At 55.0% G+C, this 2592-nt stretch carries 3 protein-coding genes; all 3 read right to left on the reverse strand.

Annotated elements, in window-relative coordinates:
- Positions 1-1480, reverse strand: a 1480-nt coding sequence (locus BN1044_RS05795) for a Clp protease N-terminal domain-containing protein (RefSeq protein WP_139130897.1), incomplete at its 3' end; no start/stop codon positions are given.
- Positions 1481-1648: 168 nt separating this feature from the next.
- The gene (hcp, locus tag BN1044_RS05800) at positions 1649-2140 is read right to left on the reverse strand and encodes a type VI secretion system effector Hcp (RefSeq protein ID WP_039339792.1); all 492 of its coding nucleotides are present in this window, start codon (positions 2138-2140) and stop codon (positions 1649-1651) included.
- Between the two features lie 4 nt (positions 2141-2144).
- Positions 2145-2592: OmpA family protein (locus BN1044_RS05805; protein ID WP_139130898.1), on the reverse strand; the 448-nt coding region annotated here is incomplete at its 5' end.

Raw genomic sequence — 2592 nt, forward strand, 5'->3', positions numbered from 1 at the left:
CAATACGCGCATCGAGATCAGCCCGCAGCTGCTCAATGACACTGAGTCGGTCACCATGATGGTTACTGCCGGCGGCGATATCTTCCAGCAGCGCCTGCTCTTCCAGTGCCAGTGCGGTCAGCTGTGCTTTCAGGCGTACAATTTGTTCAGGCACCGTATCGAGGCTCATACGTACGCGGGCACTTGCGGTGTCCAGCAGGTCAACGGCCTTATCCGGCAACTGGCGGCCCGTCAGATAACGGCGCGACAGCGTGACTGCAGCGCGTACGGCATCATCGGTGATGTGAACATTGTGGTGCTCGGCGTAACGGGATTTTAGGCCCCTGAGCATCAGGCAGGCCGTCTCGTCGTCAGGCTCATCGACTTTCACCATCTGGAAGCGGCGCTCAAGCGCAGCGTCACGTTCAAAGTATTGTTTGTATTCGCTCCAGGTGGTAGCAGCGATAGTACGCAGTTCACCTCGAGCGAGTGCGGGTTTCAACAGGTTGGCCGCATCAGCACCGCCGGCCTGATTACCCGCACCAATGATGGTGTGGGCTTCATCGATAAACAGTAAAATCGGCACAGGTGACTGTTGAACAGCATCAATCACGTTCTTTAGACGCTGTTCAAACTCACCTTTCACGCCCGCCCCCGCCTGTAACAGGCCAAGGTCAAGGGTACGCAGAATCACAGGTTTGAGGGACTCCGGTACATTACCTTCAGCAATACGAAGCGCCAGCCCTTCCACTAGGGCGGTCTTACCAACACCCGGCTCACCGACTAAGATCGGGTTGTTTTTACGACGACGGGAGAGAATATCCACCATCTGGCGGATTTCCGTATCACGGCCAAACACCGGATCGATGTTGCCTTCCCTCGCTTTCTCGGTAACGTCGAGCGTGAACTTGTCTAGGGCGTTCTGCAGCGCCGGATTCAGTTCACCCTCTTTAACGTCTGCATTCACTGGATAGCCGACAAAATCAACTTCGCCACCGTGGCTTTGCGCCAGTTCAGCTTCCTGCTGCACCTCCGGACGCTCGTCAGACTGTGAATCCAGCAGTGGACGCAAGCGTTCAAGCTGGCTTTGGCCGAGCGTCAGTAATGGCCACAGGCCGTCGCAACGCGCCAGTTTTGGCTTATCCACCAGAGCCATTAGCAGATGCACACTGCGGATATGCTCTTCGCTATTCAGTGAGGCAATCAGCCACGCTTCCTGAAGTAGGGTCTGGAGACTGTCCGACAGCTGCGGACGATGGCGTACTGAGCGCGGCTGCCTGTCCAGCCAGCCCAGCAAATCCTGCCAGATGGTGTCCATATCCCACTCGTAGCGACGGGCCAGCACGGTAAGGTCACCCTCTCCCTGCTCCAGCAGTTTCAACAGCCAGTGCTCCGGCAGAATTTCTGCATGGGCGCGGGTCTGACACAGAGACGCAGCCCCTTCCATAGCGCGGGCGCAGTAAGGGTTGAGACGTCGAAGAAGGATTGCCGGGTTTTCCATGTTTGCTTGCTCACTGTTGAGGACCATTCAGGCACGCTACCGCCCCTGGCCGTTACCGAGGCCCATAAGGTCTGTTTCCGAAATGTGATGTTTTTGCTCAACGCCCGCGCAAGCAGACGCTCGGCAAAAACAAAAAAAACGGACAGAGAAGCTCTGTCCGCTCGTGACTTACGCGGTGGCGCGTTCGTTCCAAGAATCAGAATGAATGATGTTGCCGTCTTTGTAAGTCCAGGTGATTTTTTCGTAACGCAGTTCAACGCGCTCTAGGTGGTTATGCTTCTCTTTGGAAGGATCCTTGATGTCGTACATTTCAGGATTCACTTTCACCACCTTCACATTTTCAAGTTTGGTGTTGAAGTACTCGACTTCCTGACCTGCATCATTGATTTTGTACCACTTGAATTCTGCAGACTTAAGGGTCTGACCGGTGGTTACAGCCTTGTACAGGTACGGGCTGGACGAATCGATTTCCTTGGTGAACAGGAACGGGGTGTGGATACGGGTACCCGTCAGTTTGCCAGTATTGTTATCGGTCGGGATGTACAGGTTATGTTCCTGAGCCACCACTTCGATGCTGCCGTCACGATCCTGAACGTCCACAGACCCTTTGATGTCTGCGCCGCCGTCGTCTTTCAGCCAAAGATAAACAGGAATTGCCATGGAATTACTCTCCGTTGTGTTGTAAAGCGTCATCATCCTGCGATGATGCTGAGGTTTTGCCCGGTATCTGGCAGGCATCCGCCTGTGGTACCAGACTGATTTCGACACGGCGGTTCTGCGCACGGCCTTCCGGCGTGTCATTGGTTGCGATAGGGCGGCTTTCGCCATAGCCCTGTACTGCAAAACAGCTTTCCGGCACGTCGCCGGTATCCCGCATCCAGTCACGTACCGCTTCGGCCCGCTTGAGGGACAGCGTCTGGTTTAATACCGAATTACCGGTGTTGTCGGTGTGCCCACTGACGACAATCAGCCAGCCTGGTTTCGCTTTGATGCCGACCAGTGAATTCACCAGCATTTTGGTGGAGCCCGCTTTCAGCACAAACTTGCCGGAGTCGAACAGCGACATGCTGTCGAGGCGAATAATTCTTGGGATCGGTTTAGGATTTGGCTTC

It is taken from the genome of Hafnia alvei, assembly GCF_900095695.1.
Taxonomy (GTDB): Bacteria; Pseudomonadota; Gammaproteobacteria; order Enterobacterales; family Enterobacteriaceae; genus Hafnia; species Hafnia alvei_B.

What these genes read in the sequence shown, in the direction of transcription:
- hcp (WP_039339792.1), bottom strand. Translation starts at nt 2,140, where the DNA reads ATGGCAATTCCTGTTTATCTTTGGCTGAAAGACGACGGCGGCGCAGAC.